Source organism: Conexibacter sp. S30A1, from assembly GCF_023330665.1.
Taxonomy (GTDB): Bacteria; Actinomycetota; Thermoleophilia; order Solirubrobacterales; family Solirubrobacteraceae; genus Palsa-465.
This window is the reverse complement of sequence record NZ_CP097127.1, coordinates 1,195,641-1,212,054: the sequence shown is the minus strand read 5'-3', so window position 1 is coordinate 1,212,054 and position 16,414 is coordinate 1,195,641. Positions and strand designations below refer to the sequence as shown.

At 70.5% G+C, this 16,414-nt stretch carries 16 protein-coding genes; 10 read left to right on the top strand and 6 right to left on the bottom strand.

Annotated features, from left to right (window positions below; all coding sequences use genetic code 11):
* Positions 1–88 precede the first annotated feature (88 nt).
* From M3M54_RS06055 to M3M54_RS06045, 3 genes are all read right to left on the bottom strand, one after another.
* Positions 89–1,141: an LLM class flavin-dependent oxidoreductase gene (locus tag M3M54_RS06055; protein WP_249021285.1), complete on the bottom strand. Its 1,053-nt coding sequence runs from the start codon at positions 1,139–1,141 to the stop codon at positions 89–91.
* 27 nt (positions 1,142–1,168) lie between these two features.
* Positions 1,169–2,125, bottom strand: coding sequence for a hypothetical protein (locus M3M54_RS06050; protein ID WP_249021284.1), 957 nt, complete (start codon positions 2,123–2,125; stop codon positions 1,169–1,171).
* A gap of 65 nt (positions 2,126–2,190) precedes the next feature.
* Positions 2,191–2,682 carry a hypothetical protein gene (locus tag M3M54_RS06045; RefSeq protein WP_249021283.1) on the bottom strand — a complete coding sequence of 164 codons (492 nt, stop codon included), beginning with the start codon at positions 2,680–2,682 and terminating at the stop codon, positions 2,191–2,193.
* Positions 2,683–2,820: 138 nt separating this feature from the next.
* On the opposite strand from M3M54_RS06045, the gene M3M54_RS06040 reads away from it, so the two are divergent.
* The 6 genes from M3M54_RS06040 to M3M54_RS06015 all read left to right on the top strand — a co-directional run bounded on the left by M3M54_RS06040 (position 2,821) and on the right by M3M54_RS06015 (position 8,197).
* Positions 2,821–3,816 (top strand): beta-ketoacyl-ACP synthase 3, encoded by a 996-nt coding sequence (locus M3M54_RS06040; RefSeq protein ID WP_249021282.1) that lies wholly within the window; start codon positions 2,821–2,823, stop codon positions 3,814–3,816.
* Positions 3,813–4,289, top strand: a complete 477-nt coding sequence (locus M3M54_RS06035) for a carboxyl transferase domain-containing protein (protein WP_249021281.1) — start codon at positions 3,813–3,815, stop codon at positions 4,287–4,289. Before M3M54_RS06040 ends, M3M54_RS06035 begins: the two co-directional genes overlap by 4 nt.
* On the top strand, positions 4,211–5,236 hold the full coding sequence (locus tag M3M54_RS06030; RefSeq protein ID WP_371878646.1) for an acyl-CoA carboxylase subunit beta: 1,026 nt from the start codon (positions 4,211–4,213) through the stop codon (positions 5,234–5,236). The genes M3M54_RS06035 and M3M54_RS06030 overlap by 79 nt, the downstream gene beginning before the upstream one ends.
* Positions 5,233–6,354, top strand: a complete 1,122-nt coding sequence (locus tag M3M54_RS06025) for an SDR family oxidoreductase (protein ID WP_249021280.1) — start codon at positions 5,233–5,235, stop codon at positions 6,352–6,354. The genes M3M54_RS06030 and M3M54_RS06025 overlap by 4 nt, the downstream gene beginning before the upstream one ends.
* 69 nt (positions 6,355–6,423) lie before the next feature.
* Positions 6,424–7,572: a GAF domain-containing protein gene (locus tag M3M54_RS06020; RefSeq protein WP_249021279.1), complete on the top strand. Its 1,149-nt coding sequence runs from the start codon at positions 6,424–6,426 to the stop codon at positions 7,570–7,572.
* On the top strand, positions 7,565–8,197 hold the full coding sequence (locus tag M3M54_RS06015; RefSeq protein ID WP_249021278.1) for a response regulator transcription factor: 633 nt from the start codon (positions 7,565–7,567) through the stop codon (positions 8,195–8,197). Before M3M54_RS06020 ends, M3M54_RS06015 begins: the two co-directional genes overlap by 8 nt.
* 12 nt (positions 8,198–8,209) lie before the next feature.
* Here M3M54_RS06015 and M3M54_RS06010 read toward each other — a convergent pair whose 3' ends face one another.
* Positions 8,210–10,195: a glycoside hydrolase family 15 protein gene (locus M3M54_RS06010; protein ID WP_249021277.1), complete on the bottom strand. Its 1,986-nt coding sequence runs from the start codon at positions 10,193–10,195 to the stop codon at positions 8,210–8,212.
* 159 nt (positions 10,196–10,354) lie between these two features.
* Between M3M54_RS06010 and M3M54_RS06005 the strand changes: the two genes are divergently transcribed.
* The 4 genes from M3M54_RS06005 (at position 10,355) to M3M54_RS05990 (ending at position 15,115) form a co-directional block, all read left to right on the top strand.
* The gene (locus tag M3M54_RS06005) at positions 10,355–12,193 is read left to right on the top strand and encodes an ABC transporter ATP-binding protein (protein WP_371878645.1); all 1,839 of its coding nucleotides are present in this window, start codon (positions 10,355–10,357) and stop codon (positions 12,191–12,193) included.
* A gap of 119 nt (positions 12,194–12,312) precedes the next feature.
* Positions 12,313–13,764, top strand: coding sequence for a carboxypeptidase M32 (locus M3M54_RS06000; RefSeq protein WP_249021276.1), 1,452 nt, complete (start codon positions 12,313–12,315; stop codon positions 13,762–13,764).
* Positions 13,765–13,818: 54 nt separating this feature from the next.
* Positions 13,819–14,775, top strand: a complete 957-nt coding sequence (locus M3M54_RS05995; RefSeq protein ID WP_249021275.1) for a hypothetical protein — start codon at positions 13,819–13,821, stop codon at positions 14,773–14,775.
* Between the two features lie 28 nt (positions 14,776–14,803).
* The gene (locus tag M3M54_RS05990) at positions 14,804–15,115 is read left to right on the top strand and encodes a hypothetical protein (RefSeq protein WP_249021274.1); all 312 of its coding nucleotides are present in this window, start codon (positions 14,804–14,806) and stop codon (positions 15,113–15,115) included.
* A 1-nt stretch (position 15,116) separates the two neighbouring features.
* Here M3M54_RS05990 and M3M54_RS05985 read toward each other — a convergent pair whose 3' ends face one another.
* Together M3M54_RS05985 and M3M54_RS05980 are read right to left on the bottom strand one after the other, a co-directional pair.
* A complete protein-coding gene (locus M3M54_RS05985) occupies positions 15,117–15,710 on the bottom strand; it encodes a glutathione S-transferase family protein (protein WP_249021273.1) in 594 nt (197 codons plus the stop codon).
* Between the two features lie 7 nt (positions 15,711–15,717).
* Entirely contained in the window at positions 15,718–16,371 is a 654-nt protein-coding gene (locus M3M54_RS05980) for a CHAP domain-containing protein (protein WP_249021272.1), read from the bottom strand.
* Positions 16,372–16,414 lie beyond the last annotated feature (43 nt).

The window sequence follows — 16,414 nt, the reverse complement described above, 5'->3', positions numbered from 1 at the left end:
GGCGCTGGTGCGGGCACGGCCGCGGGCACGGCTGCGCAGGCCCGGGCACGGCTGCGCGGGCGCTGGTGCGGACCCGGGCGCGCTCCGCTCAGCTGGCGGCGGCCAGCGCGGGCCCCGCTGCGGGCTCGGTGCCAGCGCGCTCGAGTTCCAGTGCGTCTGCGATCAGCTCGTAGGAGCGCAGGCGCGCTGAGTGGTCGTGGGTGATGGTCACGACGATCAGCTCCTCAGCGCCGTAGAGCTCGGCCAGCTCGCGAAGCGTCGCGGCGACGGTCTGCGGCGAGCCGATCACCCCGCGGCGTCCGTCCGTGAACCCGTGGTCGGTCGGCTGGCCGATCGAGCGCAGGTAGGCGATCGCCTTCTCTGGCGCCGGCACCGGGATCAGCTGACCCTGGCGCAAAAGCCGCATCGACATGCGGCTCGAGCTGGCCAGGTACTGGGCCTCCTCGTCGGTGGGCGCACAGATCGCCCAGACCGCGACCGCGGTGCGCGGCGGACGCTCGCGGTGATGCTCGGCGTGCAGGCGCCGGTACTCGGCCGCAAACTCGGCGCCGCCCGGGTTGATGAAGTCGGCAAACGCGTAGGAGAGCCCCAGCTGACCGGCCCAGATGGCGCTCTGGCGCGAGGAGCCGAGCAGCCAGCGCTCGGGCGTCTGCGGCCGCCCGGGCAGCGTGTGCGCGAGCCTTGCGAACGGGTGCTCGGAGGGCAGCTCGCCGTCCAGGTAGGCCAACAGCTCGGCCAGCTGCTCCGGGAAGTCGTCGGGCGCCGCCTGGCGGCGGTCACGCTGCAGCGCGAAGGTGGTCAGCGGGTCGGTGCCCGCGGCGCGGCCGATCCCCATGTCGATGCGCCCGGGGAACAGGGCGGCGAGGATCGAGAACGCTTCAGCCACCTTCAGCGGGCTGTAGTGCGGCAGCATCACCCCGCCTGAGCCGACCCGAATGCGGCTGGTGAGAGAGGCGATCGGCCCGATCAGCACCTCCGGCGCGGCGCCCGCGAGCATCGGCCCGCCGTGATGCTCGGCCACCCAGTAGCGGTGATACCCGAGCGCCTCGGCGTGCCTTGCCAGCTCAAGCGTGTTGGCCAGCGCGTCTGATCCGGTTTGGCCCTCCGGGATCGGAGACTGGTCAAGCACCGAGACACGCATCACTCCAGCTTAGGAGACACGCCGCCGTCAGCTGATGTCGGCGCCGATCAACAGCCCGATCTGGTGCACGAACGTCCGGCTGGTCAGCGGCGTCTGCGCGCGACCCGCGACCCAGAACTCGATCGGGTCACACGCGTTCCAGCCGGAGCCGCGCTCGCGGCCGCGCATCACAAACACCGTCGCTTCTGCCAGGGCCGGTCCCGCTGGACCGGCCCTGAATTGCAGCGTCAACTTCGGCGCCTGGTCGCCGACGATCTCAAGAGGACACGAGTAGGCGACACCCGGCTGCACGATCTGCAGCGAGTCGAGCTCGCGCACGATGCGCGCGACCGTCGACGGGCGGTGCACGAGCTGGGTGCGGGTGTGCATGTGACGCTCGGCGAAGGGCCCGGTGCCGATCCGCAGCGAGATCGCGATGTCGTGGACCCCCGCCGGCACGCGTTCGCTGGGTGCGCGCGGCACGATCCAGGAGGCCTCGCTCTGGGCGACGATCGCCGAGTCCCCGCGGCTTGGCGTGATCACGGTCAGTGTCAGCGTGCGGTTGTAGACCTGCTCGCCGACGGGCGGCCAGGAGAGCTGCAGCTCAAGCGAGGTCAGGGCCGCAGCCGGGTCGCTGCCGCTGCCGCTGCCGCTGATCGCGGCGCCCGCCGGCCGGTGTGCCCTGACGTAGGCGATGATCGCGGCGGGGTTGGCCGCAGTCGCCCACCACGACTCGTCGTCGGCGTTGTGGGCGTTGCTCGTCGGTCCGGCGCCGAACAGCGGCCGCGCGAAGCGCGGCTCACCGGCGGTCCGCCGGACGTCTGCCGGCAGACGCAGGCTCGCCAGTGCGACAAGCGCGTCCTGGCGTGCGGTCTGCTCGTTGCGCTGCAGCTGGGAGGCGGGTGGGCCGCTGTGGGCGCCCTGGGCGATCGCCACGGTGCAGGCACCAAGCCAACCCGCCACCAGCAGCACGATCATCGCCAGCTTCCAACGCATCTCAGTCATCAGAGAACACTACGTGGCGGCGGGTGATGCGTCACAGCCCCTGGTCGCGGGCTGATTGCGCCCGGTCAGCTGATCGCCTGACCGATCAGGCGCCCGATCAAGCGCACAAAGCTGTTGCCGACCAGCGGCTGCATACGGCCGTCGGCGGTGTAAAACGTGATCGGGAAGCAGGCGCTCGAGCCGGAGTCGCCCCGTCGCCCGAGCATGACCTGCACGCGCGCCTGCGCGAGCGTCAGCCGGTCGTGGCGCCCGCCCTTGAACACCACGGTCAGGTCGGGTCCCAGGCGCATGAACAGCGGGCAGGCGCCATGGATCACGGCCGGAGTCAGGCGATCGGCGGCCTGCACCACCTCGCGCACGCTGGCTCGGCGCTTGAGCGTGCGCTCAAGCGAGCGGTGGTGCCCTTCGCCGCTCGGCAGGAAGCTCAGCGTCACGTCAATCTGCCGCACCCCAACAGGTACGCGAGCGGTCCCGCTCGCCCGGGCCGGGATGCTCCCGGCGGCCCACAGGACTGCGACGGTCAGGATCGTGACAACACCCACAAGTAACCGTCGCACGCCCCAAGGGTAGTTCCGGGCATGCGAGCTTTGGCAGAAACACGTGGTCGCCTTGCGCCCCCCCGGCCGGGTGGTTCGCGCATGAGTCTGGTGGAACAAACCTGCGTGCGGCGCGACGCTTCAATACCAGTGACTGCGATGACGAGGCCGACCACAGTCCCTGGAATCAGCGCTGCGCGTTTGCGTGTGGGCGGTGCAGCGGTTGCGGCGGTGGGCTCGAGCCTGCCCGCTGGCGTCGTTGACTCAGCCGAGATCGAGCAGCGGCTCGGACTCGCGCCCGACTGGATTGCACGTCGCACCGGGATCCGCGCGCGCCACGTCGCGGCGCCGCAGGAGCGCCTGGACACGCTCGCCGCGGCCGCGGCCGCGATCGCGCTCGAGCGCGCCGGGGTTGTGCCCAGCGACGTCGATCTCGTCCTGGTTGCGACAAGCACGGCGGATGAGGTCATGCCCAACGCGGCGCCCATGGTCGCCGGTGCGCTCGGCGCCACCCGCGCCGGTGCCTTTGATGTCGGCGCCGCCTGCTCGGGCTTTCTGGCGGCGCTTGCGACCGGCGCGTCGATGATCGACGCCGGCCGCGCGAGCTGTGTGGTCGTGGTGGGCGCCGACCTGATGTCGCGGATCGTCGACCCGGCCGACCGTGGTACCTCCGCAATCTTCGCCGACGGTGCCGGCGCGGTCGTGCTCGTCGCCAGTGGCGAGGCCCGGATCGGACCGATCCTTTTGCGCAGCGAGCCCGATACCGACGGGATCATCTACGTCGACCGCGAGGAGCAGCGGATGCGCATGGCCGGCCACGAGACCTTCAAGCTGGCCGTCGCGCGCCTGTCAGAGACAACCGCCGAGGCGGTTGCCGCGGCGGGGCTCGCGCTCGACGACATCGATCTCTTCGTCTACCACCAAGCCAACGGTCGCATCCTGACGGCCGTGGGTGAGCGCCTCGGCCTGCGCAGCGAACGCGTGGTCGATTGCATCTCGGGCCTGGGCAACACGTCCGCGGCCACACTTCCGCTCGCGCTGGACCACAGCGTTCAGAGCGGGCGCCTGCATAACGGCGACCGCGTGCTGCTGGGCGCGTTCGGCGCCGGGCTGATCTGGGGCGCGACAGTTCTCGAATGGGGGGTGCCAGCATGAGTGCAGTGCTTTCGACCAGCGACCAGGAGACGCTCACGCCGATCGAGCGCCTCGAGGCGCTCTGCGATCCCGGCTCGCTCGACGTGATCCGCTCGGAGGTCGTCTCGAGCCACATGGGTCTCAAGGCCCGTGCCGGTGACGGCGTCGTGGGCGGCGCCGGCCTGGTCGACGGCCGCCCGGTGTTCTGCTACGCCCAGGACAACTCCTACGTCGGCGGGTCACTGGGTGAGATGCACGCCGAGACGATCGTCAGGGTGCTCGAGCTCGCCGACCGTGCGCGGGCTCCCGTCGTCGGCTTCGTCGGCTCCGGAGGCGCACGCATGCAGGAGGGGGTGTGCGCGCACTCGGCGGCTACGGCCGGATCTTCCGTCAGACGGTTGCGCTCTCGGGCAAGGTGCCGCAGATCTCGATCATCAGCGGCCTCTCAGCCGGGGGCGGCGCCTATTCGCCGGCGCTCACCGACTGGGTCGTGATGACCAAGGACGCGAGCATGTTCCTGACCGGCCCGGCCGTCGTCAAGGATGCGCTCGGTGAGGATGTGACCGCCGCCGAGCTGGGTGGCCACCGCGTTCACGAGCGCAACGGCGTGGCGCACTTCGTGGCCCCCAGCGACGCCGACGCGGCGCTGCTCGCCCGCGACCTGCTCGGCTTCCTGCCAAGCCACCGCGACCTGCCGCTGCCGCTCGCCGAACCGCGGCCGGCCGGTGCCGCAGACCCGTCGGTTCACGTCTCTGACAACCCGCGCCAGGTCTACGACGTGCGCTCGGTGATCGCCGGCATCGCCGACGGCGGCGATCTGCTGGAGGTGGCCCCCGGCTGGGCCCGCAACCTGGTGACCGCGTTCATCCGGATCGAGGGCCGGCCGGTCGGTGTGGTGGCCAACCAGCCGCGCTATCTCGGCGGTGTGCTCGACACCTCGAGCTCGGAGAAGGGCGCACGCTTCGTCAGTCAGTGCGACGCGTTTGGCGTGCCGCTGCTGGTGCTGGTCGACACGCCCGGCTTCATGCCCGGCTCAAGCCAGGAGGCGGCCGGCGTGATCCGCCTTGGCGCCACGTTCGTGCACGCCTTCGCCAGGGCGACCGTCCCCAGGGTGACCGTGATTCTGCGCAAGGCCTTTGGCGGTGCGTTCATCACGATGAACTCCAAGGACCTGGGCGCCGATTACGTCTTTGCCTGGCCGCAGGCGGAGATCGGCGTGATGGGCGCCAAGCCCGCCGTGGGCATCATCCACCGTCGCGAGCTGGCGGCGGCCGAGGATCCGGACGCGGCGCGCGAGGAGCTCGCCGTGCGTTACGCCGAAACACATCTGCGCCCCCAGGTCGCGGCGGCGAGCGGTCACATCGACGAGCTGATCGCGCCCGAGCAGACGCGCCAGCGCGTCGCCTGGGCGCTGCGCTCGCTGGCCAGGGCGGGAAGTTGAGCGCCGGTCGGGTCTTTCTGACGGGCGCCACCGGCTTCGTCGGCATGGAGGTGCTCGTGCGCTACCTCGAGCGCGGCGAGCGTCCGGTCACGTGTCTGGTGCGCGCACCCTCGGATGCGGCCGCGCGCGAGCGACTGGACGGGATCCTGGACGAGCTGGTGGCCAACGGCGCCGAGCTCTTCGCCCATCGCATCGAGGCGGTCGCGGGCGACGTCGCCGACAGCGACCTTGGTCTCAGCCAGCCGACGCGCGAGCGGCTCGCCGCCGAGGTCACGACGATCGTGCACTGCGCCGCCAACGTCTCCTTCGAGCAGACGCTCGAGGACGCTCGGCGGGTCAATGTCGGCGGCACCAGGCACATGCTCGACTTTGCCACGCTGGCTCAGCAGCGCGGCGGTCTGCACCGTTACGCGCAGATTTCCACCGCCTACGTGGCGGGCACACACACGGGACGCTTCACCGAGGAGGACCTCGATGTCGGCCAGGAGTTTCGCAACACCTACGAGCAATCCAAGTTCGAGACCGAGCAGATGATCCGCAGCGAGGCCGACCATCTGCCCTGGATCGTGCTGCGCCCGAGCATCGTCGTGGGCGACCGTTCCAGTGGCTGGACGGCCGCCTTCAACGTCATGTATTGGCCGCTGCGCGCGCTCTCCACCGGCCTCTTTCGCGCGGTGCCGGCGATGCCAGAGGCACCGCTCGACGTCGTCTCGATCGATTACGTCGCCGACGCCATCTACGAGCTCAGCGAGGCGCCCAACGACGCCGACCACCGGACGTTCCTGCTCACCGCGAGCGAGGACGCCTCCACCTTTGCGGAGATCGTCTCGCTGGCGGCGCGTTATTTCCGCCGGCCGGAGCCACGGGCGGTCCCGCCGGCCGAGTTCATCGCCGGCGCCGGCACACTCTCAGACGCAGCGGTGGGGGCGATCCGCATCTACTTCCCGTACTTCGCGATCGCGACCGTGTTTGACAACGCGCGCACGCGGACGCGGCTGGCCCAGGCGGGGATCCACTGCACGCCGCTGCGCGAATACATGAACCGCCTGCTTGACTTCGCGACACGCAGTCGCTGGGGCAAGCGCCCGATCGCCCGGGCGCAGGCGCCGACCGGCTAGCCGCGGTCCCGGGGCTCGCGCCTGCGACTCGCGGGCGCCGGCAAGGCCCCGTCGTCTGATCGAGCGCCGATGTCCGACACCATCCGAACCACCAACCAGAGCGAGGATCCCAGCGCGCGCGCCGTCGCGGTGGAGGCGATCGAGCTCTTTGCCGACGTGCTCTCGCAGTCTGAGCAGGAGCCGGCTGCCGGCGACGATTTCTACGATCGCCTGTGCCGCGCCGTCTGCCGGCTGGCACGGCTGCGTCGCGCGATCATCTTCCGCTACGACCAGAGCAGCCGACAGGTGCGGGCTGCGGGAGCCTACGGGGTGGACATCGAATCGTTCACCGACGCCTACATCTCGGTTGACATGGCGCCCTTCGCCGCGCGCGCGATCCGTGAGGATCAGGTCGTGGAGACGGCGGGCGACGTCCGCGAACAGCTGCCAAAGCGCTACGCACACCTGGTTGGGGAGCCGGCCAGGCTCGTCTGCGCGCCGATGGTCGCCGCCGGCAGCGCCCGTGGCGTGATCGTGGCGGAGCGCAGCCTGGAGGAGCCGCCGCTGGGGCCGGCGGAGCGTGACCTGCTCTGGACGCTTGGCAAGGCTGCGGCGCTGGCGGCCGTCGCGCGCAACGTTGCCACACAGGCGCAGACCTCGCGACAGCTGCGCCAGCGCATCGACCTCGCGCGGGAGGTGCACGAGGGCGTGGTGCAGCGACTGTTTGGCATCTCGATGGTGCTCGACGGTTCCGGCGACCTGCCCGCAGAGGTTCGTGCCCGCTGCGCCGAGGAGATCCAGGCCGCGCTGGGGGAGCTGCGCGACGCGATCCAGCGGCCGCTTGGCCGTGAGTCGCGGGCCACCGCCACGACCTTTGACGCCGAGCTGTTGCGCCTCACGCAGTCAAACCTCGATCTAAACCTGACGTTCAGTGACGGGGTTGCGGCGAGCGTGCCAACACAGCTTGAGCCGCTCGCCCAGAGCGTCCTGGCGGAGGCTGTCCGCAACGTCAGAAAGCACGCCAGGCCAACCTCCGTCGAGGTGCGCACCGCGCAGCTCGACGGGGCGTTCGTGCTCGAGGTCATCAACGACGGCGTGGACGTAAAGCACCCGCACACGCCCGGCATGGGCCTGCGTCTGGCTGCCTTTGAGGCGCTGCAGAGCGGCGGCATCGTCGAGTTCGGCCCACTGGGTGAAGACCGGTGGCAGGTTCGCCTGGTGGTTCCCCACGATGTCTGAGGCGACGGGCGGGACCGCGACGCGCAGCCCGCAGCGGTTGCGCGTGCTGGTCGTGGATGATCACGACGTGGTGCATTGGGGGTTTCGCCTGATGCTCACCCAGCAGCCGTGGGTTGAGCGCTGCCTGACCGCCTCTACGGGCGAGGACGCCGTGGCGCTGACCCGCCGCTACCGGCCGCACGTCGCGGTCGTCGACCTGTTCATCGGCGAGGAGTCGGGTGCTCAGGTCTGTGAGCGCCTGCGCGAGGCGGAGCCCGGCACCCGGGTCCTGCTGTTCTCCGGCGCCGGTGAGATCTCGGCCAGCGCCGCGCGGGCGGCCGGCGCCTCCGGCTTCGCCTACAAGGATTGGCCGGCGGCCAAGATCGCCGGCGCGGTACGGCTGGTCGGTCTCGGTGGCAGCGTCTTTGAGCGCCAGGATCGCTCGGGCGTGCTCGGGCTGTCCGAGCGCGAGCGCGAGGTGCTCAACCTGATGGCGGCGGGACTGACCAATCCCGAGATCGCGGCGGCCCTGCACCTGAGCCCGCACACGGTCAAGGAGCACACCAGCTCGCTGTATCGCAAGCTCGAGGTCCGCAACCGCACCGAGGCGGTGCAGCGCGCGCAGCGGCTGGGACTGCTGGCGTAGGCCGGCGGTCGCTCAGCGCCAGCCGTGCGTGATCGGGCCGCCGTTGGGGAACGCCTGCGCCTCATCGGCGCGGATCACGTGCATCACCGCGTTGATCAGCGCCAGGTGCGTGAACGCCTGCGGGAAGTTGCCCAGATGCCGCCCGGTGCGCGGGTCGATCTCCTCCGCGTAGAGCCCCAGCGGGGAGGCGTAGCCCAGCAGCCGCTCGCACAGCTCACGCGCGCGCGTCAGCTCGCCGATCTCAGCCAGCGCCGAGACCAGCCAGAACGAGCAGATCAAAAACGTCCCCTCGGTCCCGCTCAGGCCGTCGTCGGTCTCCTCGGTGCGGTAGCGCAGCACCAGGCCGTTCTCGGTGAGCTCATCGGCGATCGCCAGCACGGTGGCGCGCACGCGCTCGTCGCTGGGTGGCAAAAACCGCAACAGCGGCAAAAGCAGCATCGCCGCGTCGAGTGCGGTCGTCTCGTAGTGCTGCACGAACACGCCCCGCTCGTCGACGCCGTGCTCACAGATGTCGGCGTGGATCTCATCCGCGGCCTGCTGCCAGCGTCTTGCCAGGTCCCAGTCCTCACGGATCTCGGCCAGCCGGGCGCCGCGATCACAGGCAACCCAGCAGAACATCTTGGATGAGGTGAAGTGCTTGGGCTCGCCACGCACCTCCCAGATGCCGCGATCGGGCGAGCGCCAGTGCTTGATCGCCATCTCGACCTGGCGGCTGAGGATCGGCCAGACGCGCTCATCGAGCGAGTCGCGCGAGCGCGTGTGCAGGTAGACGGAGTCGAGCAGCGCCCCCCACACGTCGTGCTGCACCTGACGGTAGGCGTCGTTGCCGATCCGGACCGGTCGGGCGCCCTCGTAGCCGGAGAGGTGATCAAGCGTCCGCTCCTCGAGGTTGCGCTCGCCGCCCGGCCCGTACATCACCTGCAGGTCCTCCTGGCCGCCGGCCACGTCGGCGATGAAGTAGAAGAAGTCGTTTGCCTCCCAGTCGAAGCCGAGCGTGTAGAGCGCCCACAGCATGAAGGTCGAGTCCCGGATCCAGCTGTAGCGGTAGTCCCAGTTGCGCTCGCCCTGGGGGGTCTCGGGCAGCGAGGTCGTGGACGCCGCGATCAGCGCCCCGGTCGGGGCGTAGGTCAGGCCCTTCAGGGTCAGGGCGCTGCGCTGCAGGTGGGCCCGCCAGGGGTGGTCCGGGAAGGTCCCGCGGTCGACCCAGTGCTGCCAGTGGTGCGCGGTCCAGACCTGACGCTCGTAGGCCTCGTCAAAGCTCTGCGGTGGTGCGTGCTCGGACCAGTAAAGCGCGCAGTAGAGCTGCTCACCCTCCTTCATGCGGTGGCGCGCGGTCGCGCGCGGGCCCTCAAAGCCGATCCGCAGGTTGGTGCGCAACCCCAGCCTGATGTCACTGCCGGGGGCGGTCGCGACCCCGTCGTTGTAGCCGGGGCCGGTGTACTCCCAGCGCACCAGCTTGCGCCCGTAGTCGAAGACCGGCTCGCAGTCCATCACGATCTCCACCTGTCCGTTGACGCAGCGGATCGTGCGCAGCAGCACGTGGTCGGCGTCGTAGTCGGTGGGGGCACGGCGGTGTGTCCCCGAGCGTTCGTCCTCGTGGTGCCAGCCGCCGATCAACAGCGCGTCGCGCACAATGATCCAGCCGGAGCCGGTGCCCCAGCTGGTCTCGAGCACCATCGTGCCCGGCAGGTAGCGGCGCGCCGCGGGCACGCTGATCCCCGAGGGGCCGAGCCGAAACGAGCCCGCGTCGCGGTCGAGCAGCGCCCCAAACACGCTTGGGGAGTCGATCCGCGGCAGGCAGAGCCACTCGATCGCCCCACTCGGGGCAACCAGCGCCGTGGTCTCGCAATCGGACAGAAAGCCGTATTCGGCGATTGGCGGAAACGGGCTGCCGCCGAGCAGCGGTGAGGATGCCGGTGGACCGGCGATCCCGGCGATGGTGCCCACCTGCGGGTCAAGTGGCACATCGGGCCCGGGGCTGTCAAGCGGCTCGTTCATGTGCGTGTAGTCGGCAGCTGCGGGGCGGGGTGAAAGTGCGGCGACGGCGCTCGCCGCGCATGATCGCAGGTCGCGCGTACGGACCCGTCATCATGAGCGGTGATGAGTTTCGGTGGCAGTGGACTGGGCGCGATGCACGGCAGCGGCGGCTCGGGCGCGATGCGCCAGTTCCGCACGCCCAAGAAGGAGCAGCCGGCGCTCATGGACCCCTCGCGTCCGCGTGACCCGCGGCGCATCCTGAGGCTGTTTGCGCCCTACCGCCTGCGCCTGTCGATCGTGCTTGTGATGATCGTCTTCGCCTCGGCGGTCGCGATGCTGAACCCCTTCCTGCTGCGTGCCGCACTGGACCAGGGGATCATCGGCCACAACGACACGGTCCTCACCGAGATGGTCGCCGGCATGATCCTGGTGGCACTGATCTCGCAGGCCACGAGCGTCTGGCAGACCTACATCTCAAACGCCGTCGGGCAGCGGGTCATGCACGACCTGCGCGCTGCGGTCTACCAGCGCCTGCAGCAGATGTCGCTTGCGTTCTTCACCCGCACGCGCACCGGTGAGGTCCAGTCGCGCATCTCAAACGACATCGGCGGACTGGACAACGTCATCACCAACACCGCCACGACGATCGCCTCGAACGTCACGACCGTGATCAGCGCGACCGTCGCCATGCTGCTGCTGGACCCGCGGCTCGCGGGGATCTCGCTGCTTTTGGTCCCGCCCTCGGTGGCGATGACGCGCAAGGTCGGCAAGATCCGCCGCCGCATCACCACCGAGCAACAGCGCCGTCTGGCCGACATGAGCGCGCTGGTGGCGGAGTCGCTGTCGGTCTCGGGGATCATGCTCGGCAAGACGATGGGCCGTGGCGATGACCTGGCCCGTCGTTTCACCGACGAGTCCAAGGACATAGCCGACCTGGAGGTCCGCTCGCGGATGGCGGGCCGCTGGACGATGGGCACGATCCAGTTCGTCTTCGCGGCGATGCCGGCGCTGATCTACTGGTTCGGCGGTCAGAGCTTCATCGGTCATATCAACGTCGGCACGCTCGTGGCCTTCACGACCCTGCAGACGCGGCTTTTGTTCCCGGTCCAGTCGCTGCTCGGCGCCGGCACCGAAATCGAGGCATCGCTGGCTCTGTTTGACCGCATCTTTGAGTACATGGACCTGCCGGTGGACATCACGGAGGCCGAGAACCCGGTCGTGCTCGACCCCGCCCGTGTGGTCGGCGAGGTGCGCTTTGAGGGGGTTTCGTTCCGCTACGGCGCGGGCGCCGGCCCGCTGGCCGGCGCCCGCGAGCAGGCCCCGGAGTGGACGCTGCGTGACATCGACCTGGTTGTCGCGCCGGGCACACGCACCGCCGTGGTGGGCGAGACCGGCTCGGGCAAGACGACGCTCGGCTATTTGGCGGCGCGGCTCTATGAGCCCCAGCGCGGGCGGGTCATGATTGACGGCGTGGACATCCGCCGCGTGAGCCTGGAGTCGCTGGCCGCGACGATCGGCGTGGTCTCCCAGGAGACCTACCTCTTTCACGCCAGCGTGCGCGAGAACCTGCGCTTCGCCAAGCCTCAGGCGACCGATGCGGAGATCGAGGAGGCGGCGCGCACGGCCCGCATCCACGAGCTGATCGCGTCGCTGCCCGACGGCTATGACACGGTCGTCGGCGAGCGCGGCTACCGCTTCTCGGGCGGGGAGAAGCAGCGCATGGCGATCGCCCGCACGATCCTGCGCAACCCGCCGGTGCTGATCCTCGATGAGGCCACCTCTTCGCTCGATACCCAGACCGAGGCGGCGGTCCAGGCCGAGCTCGAGCGCCTCTCCGAGGGTCGCACCACGATCACGATCGCCCACCGCCTCTCGACCGTGCGCGACGCCGACCAAATCGTCGTGCTCGACCACGGCGTGATCGCCGAGCGCGGCAGCCACGAGGAGCTGCTCGAGCTGGGCGGCCTCTACGCCGCGCTGGTGCGCCGCGACGTCGCCACCGAGCCGCTCGGCAGTTAGCCTCAGGACGCCGTGGCCCTGGGCCACGAACTTTGTGAGCCCGACCACCAGATCTGGTGGTCGGGCTCCCAAAGAACGACCCGAGCTGCGCGGCAGCGGGCTTTCTCTATGCTGAGGCGGTGACCGCGATCGAGAGCCTCCGCGGCCGGCTGGCCGAGCTTTCTGACCTTGATGGCGTCCAGGCCCTCCTGGGCTGGGATCAGCGGGTCATGATGCCCCAGGAGGGCGCCGAGGCACGCGCGCAGCAGCTTGAGACGGTCGCGCGCATCGCGCACGGGCTGCGCACGGCCGAGGAGCTCGGCGAGCTGTTGGCGGCGCTCGACGCCGCGACGCTCGATGAGCTCGACGCCGACATCGTGCGGATCGCGCGCCGCGACTTTGAGCGGGCGCGGCGGGTGCCGCAGGAGCTCGCCGGCGAGCTCGCCCGGGCACACGCCGATGGCGAGGAGAGCTGGCAGCGTGCACGCGAGCAGGACGACTTCAGCGCCTTCGCGCTGGCGCTTGCGCGCAACGTCGAGCTGGCGCGCGCCTACGGTGAGTGTGTCGCCGACGACGGCTCAGGGCCCTACGACGGGCTGCTCGGCGACTACGACTTCGGCCTGCGCGCCGAGGAGCTGCACAGGCTCTTTGACGAGCTCGCCCAGACGCTGGTGCCGCTGGTCGCCGAAGCCCAGCAGCACACGCCGCGGCGGCGGCTCGAGGTGCCCGAAGCCGCCAGGCGCGCGGCGGTCCAGGGCGTGCTCGCCCGTCTCGGGGTGGCGCCTGAAAGCTGGCGGGTGGACGTCTCCTCACACCCTTTCAGCACCAGCATGGGCCCGCGGGACTCGCGCATGACCACCAGGTACAGCGACGCCGACCTTCAAGCCGTGGTGATCGCGCTGCACGAGTACGGCCACGCGCTGTATGAGCGCCAGATCGACCCGCGGCTTGCGCGCACCAACCTCGGCACCGGGACGTCGATGTCGATCCACGAGTCGCAGAGCAAGCTGTGGGAGAACCACGTCGCGCGCAACCCCGCCTTCGCGCCGGTGATCATCGCCGAGCTGGCCAGGGCCGGGTTTGCGCTGGGGCCCGACGAGCTGCACGGCGCGATGCTCGGCGTGCAGGCCGGCCCGCTGCGCGCAGCCGCCGACCCGCTGAGCTATCCGCTCCACATCATCCTGCGCTTCGAGCTCGAGCTGGCGCTGATCGACGGCCAGCTGGCCGTCAGCGACCTGCCGGCGGCGTGGCGCGACCGGATGCGCCGCCTGCTCGGCGTGGAGGTGAGCTCCGACGCGCTCGGCTGTCTGCAGGACATCCACTGGGGCGGTGGCGACTTCGGCTACTTCCCGAGCTACGCGCTCGGCTGCCTGATCGCGGCACAGCTGTGGGAGACGCTCGAGGCCGAGCTCGGGCCGCGCGAGGATGACCTGCGCAGGGGCGAGGTGGCGCCGATTCAAGGCTGGCTGGGCGAGCGCGTGCACCGCCACGGGCGCCGCCTCGACACGACGGCGCTGGTCGAGCAGGCGACCGGTGCGCCGCTCGGCTCGGCTGCGTTCCTGCGCTGCTTTCGCCCGCTCGCCGGCCGCTGAGCCGCATTCGTGGAACCGAACGACAAGCAGCTTACGGTTGGTAAGCTCGATGGTATGACCGCCCCGATCAAAGCCACGCTCTTCAGCGACCCCGCCTGTCCCTTCGGCTACTCCGAGAACCCGGCGCTGCGCGTCATCGAGTGGCGCTACGGCGAGCAGATCGACTGGGCGCTCGTGCTGGTCGGCCTGAGCGAGGACGTCAGCCGCTACGAGGCCCACGGCTACACGCCACTGCGCCAGGCGCAGGGCGCGCTGATGTTCCGCGAGCGCTGGGGGATGCCGTTTGCGCCCGTGCCCAAGGAGCGTCTGGCGGCCTCATCGCGTGCCTGCCGCGCGGTCATCGCCGCAAGGCGCGAGTCGCCGGGCAGCGAATGGGCTGTGTTCAGGACGCTTCAGCTTGCGAACTTCACCACGCCGCTGCTGCTCGACGACGACGGGGATCTGCGCGAGGCGCTCGGCTGCCTTGAGGCCGTGGATGCCGAGCGGATCGTCTCGCTGATCGACGAGGGCGAGGTGCAGGCCGAGTACGAGCGCGACAAGGCCCTGACCCGCACCGCCGCCGGCTCGCCCACCGAACTGCAGGGCAAGGCCGGCAACAGCGACGGCCACGTCCGCTACACGGCCCCGTCGGTGGTCTTCACGCGCACCGCTGACGGGCTGCGCCTGGAGGCGGGCGGCATGCAGCCGGTCGAGGCCTACGACGTGCTGCTCGCAAACCTCGACCCGACGCTTGCGCGCCGCGACCCGCCGCAGGACACAGGTGAGCTGCTCGAGCGCTTCCCGCTCGGCCTCACCACGGCCGAGGTGGCCGCGATCCTGGCGCCCAACAACGCGCTGCCCGACCGGCAGGCCGCCGAGCGGGCGCTGCTCGAGCTGGTTTCAGAGGGCCGCGCGCAGCGCCATCCGCTCGGCGATGATGCGCTCTGGAGCCTGCCCGGCGGACAGCGCCCGCCACGGCTTGAGCGCGCGTTGACGGGTGCGGCGGCCAGCGGGCCGCAGGCCGCAAGCTGACCAGGGGCGGGCCTAGAATCGGAGCGGTATGCCGTCTCCGTTCACGAATGTCGCCGTCGCGCGCGCGGCCAAGCGGCTGCCGCTGTTGCGCCGCCTGCCGCTGGTCGAGCTGGTGCTGATCGCCGAGCTGGCGATGCTCGCAAAGACACACTTTGAGCGGCTCACGCCGGCCGAGCGCCGGCGCCTGGTGCTGCTTTTGCGCGAGGCGCGCGGCCGCCCCGCCAGCCTCAGCGGCCAGCGCCACGACGAGTTTCAGGCGCTCGTGGCCAAGCTCGAGCCGCGGGTGCTGATCAACGAGGCGGTCAGACGCTTCTCGCCGCTCGGCCCCTGGCGCCCCTGACTCAGGACGTGATCGCGATGTGGCCGGGCTGGGCCGCCACGCGCGCGAGCCACGCCCTGATGGCGGGGTAGGGAGCCAGGTCGAAGCCGCCCTCGGCCGCCACGTGCGTGTAGCCGTAGAGGCTTATATCGGCGACGCTGTAGCGATCCGCGACCAGGAAATCGCGGCCCTCAAGGCCGCGCTCGAGCGCGTCAAGGCCCCTGCGGCCCGCCTCGCGCTTCTGCTGCCAGGCGCTGTCGGGCTGCTCGATCCCGAACAGACGCCAGAAGCGAGCGACCGCGAGGTTGGGCTCGATCTCGTACTGCTCGAAGAACTGCCAGGCCAGCACCTGTTGGCGCTCGTAGCGGTCCTGCGGCAGGTAGGGCGTGCCCTCGGCCAGGTAGTCGATGATCGCGTTTGACTCAAACAGCGCGCGGCCGTCGTCGAGCACCAGCACCGGCACCCTCAGGACGGGCGTGAGCTGGCCGATCACGGCCGGCCGGTTGCTGCGATCAACGACATCCAGGTCGTGCAGCTCCAGGTCGAGTCCCAGCTGCGCGGCCAGCAGTCGCACCTTGTAGCAGTTGCCGGAAGCCGGGTTGTTGTAGAGCAGCACGCGCGGCTCAGTAGCCGCCGGCGGCCGTCAGCTGCGCGCCGCCGACGCGCTGGCCGGGCGGCGGCATGGTGCCGGGCACGGCGGGACCCTGGAAGTGGATGAAGTCGGACGGCCACGGCTCCCAGGCGGGGCCGCGGCTGATCTGCTCCCACTCAAAGCCGTCGGCGGCCGTGCCCATGCCGCTCTGTGACACGTCGATGTAGCTTGCGCCCGGGCCCACCGCCTCCACCACCGCGACGTGGCCAAAGCCACCCATCCCCGGCGCACCCGCCGCCCACACCGCGACCGACCCGACGGTCGGCGTCTGGTTGACCGGGATGCCGGCGCTCGCGGCGTTGGCCGCCCACTGGTAGGCGTTGCCAAGCAGCAGAGCCGGCTCGGGCACACCGTAGACCTGGGACTCGACGTAGGCCGCGTAGTTGGTGCAGTTGATGCCCGCATACATGCGCCACCACGACTGCCCGGCCGCATTCTGGTAGCCGTTGGTCGTAAAGGCGCCACTCGAGCAGCCGCTGTATCCGGCGCAGAGCTCAAGGCCGTCGGCCCGCGCGCCAGCGCTCATCACGAGCAGGCTGGCGGTGAACGTGAGCGCCAGCACGGCAGCGATCCGCAAGCTTGTGGCGCGCAGACACGCGACGCCCCCCTCGAGCCTTGCTGTCATCGCGGCATATAGAAGCGCATGGCGCGGCGGAATGCGCCGCGGC

What these genes read in the sequence shown, in the direction of transcription:
- M3M54_RS06040 (WP_249021282.1), top strand. Translation starts at nt 2,821, where the DNA reads ATGACGAGGCCGACCACAGTCCCTGGAATCAGCGCTGCGCGTTTGCGT.
- M3M54_RS06015 (WP_249021278.1), top strand. Translation starts at nt 7,565, where the DNA reads ATGTCTGAGGCGACGGGCGGGACCGCGACGCGCAGCCCGCAGCGGTTG.
- M3M54_RS05980 (WP_249021272.1), bottom strand. Translation starts at nt 16,371, where the DNA reads ATGACAGCAAGGCTCGAGGGGGGCGTCGCGTGTCTGCGCGCCACAAGC.
- M3M54_RS05995 (WP_249021275.1), top strand. Translation starts at nt 13,819, where the DNA reads ATGACCGCCCCGATCAAAGCCACGCTCTTCAGCGACCCCGCCTGTCCC.
- M3M54_RS06010 (WP_249021277.1), bottom strand. Translation starts at nt 10,195, where the DNA reads ATGAACGAGCCGCTTGACAGCCCCGGGCCCGATGTGCCACTTGACCCG.
- M3M54_RS05990 (WP_249021274.1), top strand. Translation starts at nt 14,804, where the DNA reads ATGCCGTCTCCGTTCACGAATGTCGCCGTCGCGCGCGCGGCCAAGCGG.
- M3M54_RS06035 (WP_249021281.1), top strand. Translation starts at nt 3,813, where the DNA reads ATGAGTGCAGTGCTTTCGACCAGCGACCAGGAGACGCTCACGCCGATC.
- M3M54_RS06050 (WP_249021284.1), bottom strand. Translation starts at nt 2,125, where the DNA reads ATGACTGAGATGCGTTGGAAGCTGGCGATGATCGTGCTGCTGGTGGCG.
- M3M54_RS06055 (WP_249021285.1), bottom strand. Translation starts at nt 1,141, where the DNA reads ATGCGTGTCTCGGTGCTTGACCAGTCTCCGATCCCGGAGGGCCAAACC.
- M3M54_RS06020 (WP_249021279.1), top strand. Translation starts at nt 6,424, where the DNA reads ATGTCCGACACCATCCGAACCACCAACCAGAGCGAGGATCCCAGCGCG.
- M3M54_RS06005 (WP_371878645.1), top strand. Translation starts at nt 10,355, where the DNA reads ATGCGCCAGTTCCGCACGCCCAAGAAGGAGCAGCCGGCGCTCATGGAC.